Source organism: Butyricicoccus sp., from assembly GCF_050872565.1.
In the GTDB taxonomy this organism is placed as follows: domain Bacteria; phylum Bacillota; class Clostridia; order Oscillospirales; family Butyricicoccaceae; genus Butyricicoccus_A.
The window spans coordinates 1-2394 of record NZ_JBNMHC010000344.1; the positions used below are offsets into that span (position 1 = coordinate 1).

The window sequence follows — 2394 nt, forward strand, 5'->3', positions numbered from 1 at the left end:
GAATCCAGCCAGATACCCTGTCCCATCAGGAACGGATAATTGCGCACACGCTTCTCCGACTGAATTTTGAATCGAGCCAGCAGCTGATCGACCACAAGATCCAGCATATCATCCAGCGAACGGAAGAACACCTCTGTATTTCCCTTTGCCTTGATCGCCAGACGCGGCAGATTGATTGAGGTAAAGCTCAAATTGCCGCGGCCGTTTACAATCTCGCGGGACGGGTCATAGACATTGCCAGCCACGCGGGTACGGCATCCCATATATGCCGCCTCAGTCTCCGGATGTCCCGGCTTATAATACTGGATATTAAACGGCGCATCAATAAACGAGAAGTTTGGGAACAGCCGCTTGGCAGAAACACGCATAGCCAGCTTGAACAAATCATAGTTCGGATCGCCCGGATTGTAATTGACGCCCTCTTTGACCTTAAAAATATGAATCGGGAAAATAGAGGTCTCGCCATTGCCCAGACCTGCCTCTGTTGCCAGCAGCAAGCTCTTCATGACTAATCGACCCTCCGGAGAGGTATCCGTGCCATAATTGAGCGAAGAGAACGGAATCTGCGCACCGGCGCGCGAATGCATGGTATTGAGATTGTGTACCAGTGCTTCCATCGCCTGATAAGTTCCGCGCTCTGTCTCCTTGCGTGCATACTTGACGGTAAATGCCATCACACGATCTGCAATTTCTTTTTCTGCACCACGTTCGATGAGTCGAGCACGAATGGTCTCTGTGACGCCGTTATTATCTGCCAGCACCGGCTTTTTGCCGCATGAAGCAATCAATGCCTTTGCTGGTTCCAAACCTTCTTCTTCCAGATCAAACGCTTCAAGTGCCTTTGCCAGATTATCGCGATAGTTGTGCCAATACGTCTTTTTTACGCCGGGTGCCATGCTGTAATCGAAATTCGGCACACTCTGACCGCCATGCTGGTCGTTCTGGTTCGATTGAATCGCAATGCAGGCAAGCGCAGAATAGCTGCGAATGTCATTCGGTTCACGCAGAAATCCATGACCAGTGGAAAAACCGCCGCGAAACAGCTTGAGTAAGTCAATCTGCGTACAAGTCGTCGTCAGCGTGTAAAAATCAAAGTCATGAATGTGAATATCGCCTTCTCGATGTGCCTTTGCTATGCGCGGCTCGAGCAAGAACATCTCGTTAAATCGCTTTGCGCCCTCCGAGCCGTATTTTAGCATCGTACCCATGGCGGTGTCGCCGTCGATATTGGCATTTTCGCGTTTGATGTCATTTTCCACGGCGGACTTGAAAGTCAAATCTTCATAGATCTTCATGAGTCCGGTATTCATCTCACGCTGACGCGAACGCTCCTTGCGGTACAGGATATATGCCTTTGCCGTTTTCGCGTGTCCCTGTTCAATCAGGATCTTTTCCACGGCATCCTGTACATATTCTACGGTCGGCGTGTCTGTCGGGCTGTGTGCCTCGATATAATCCGCTGCATCCAACGCCAGACGCATTGCCATCTGGTAGTCATGTCCTCCGGATGTCTCCGCAGCCTTGTAGATAGCATTGGCAATCTTTGTCACATCAAAGAACACACATCTGCCGTCTCGTTTTTCAATCTGCTTTATCATCGCCGCCGCACCTCTGGTTTCTTCATATTCTTCCGTCAGAAAAAACACAAAATATACACATATTATTTCCCATACATACTATATCTTGTGTTCCGTCTGACTGGAACTGTCTCATATTTTAATACGCCAATCGGCAGATGTCAATAGCCCGCCCGGCTCTTGTGGTAGGTGCAATCTTGCAGGAATCATTCCTATTTTTTACTTTTCCCCCGGATTGCTGCAGCGGCATGAGAAATAGTTTTCCACAGAATTTCCCATGCCGCTCCGAAGAATTCCCGATGGTAAAGCAGCGAATCGCTCCGAGATACGGGAATCTCTCAACTTTATTTTCGCACAGATGCCAAGTTTTCCACACCCGTTCATTTCTTGCAAAACGTTTCAAATCCCGCAAGAAAAAAATTTTTTATTTTGTTATCCCTCTATCCATACACCACTACATGTTGTGGTGTATGTGTCCAGTCATAGACTCTGCTCTAAGCGGTCAAAATCCAATTCTTTCCAGTTATAGAGGAAGCATCGGCTGAGACGGCGAATCTCTTCGGTCTCGGTTTTCGCCGATTCATCATACACGCCGACTACCGGATACCCTGCACCGGACGCGGTAATGACACAATGCAGGCTGTCCTCAAATACTGCCGTCGTGCGCTTGTCCGTTCCCAATCGCTCTGTGCAGGTATCAAAGATATATGGCAGATTTTTGCTCGTCTGTAAATCACCGCAGGTCAAAATAAACGAGAAATAATCCAACACCCCGACACGACGCAATGCCGCTTCGACTAACGTGTGATCCGTGGCA

General features: G+C 48.7%; 2 protein-coding genes. Both read right to left on the bottom strand.

The window, feature by feature from the left end; translation table 11 throughout:
- Positions 1-1598 (bottom strand): anaerobic ribonucleoside-triphosphate reductase (nrdD, locus tag ACR0P9_RS11115; protein WP_432620138.1); only part of this gene is annotated, 1598 nt, incomplete at its 3' end.
- 459 nt (positions 1599-2057) lie between these two features.
- Positions 2058-2394, bottom strand: a 337-nt coding sequence (locus ACR0P9_RS11120; protein WP_432620140.1) for an HAD hydrolase-like protein, incomplete at its 5' end; no start/stop codon positions are given.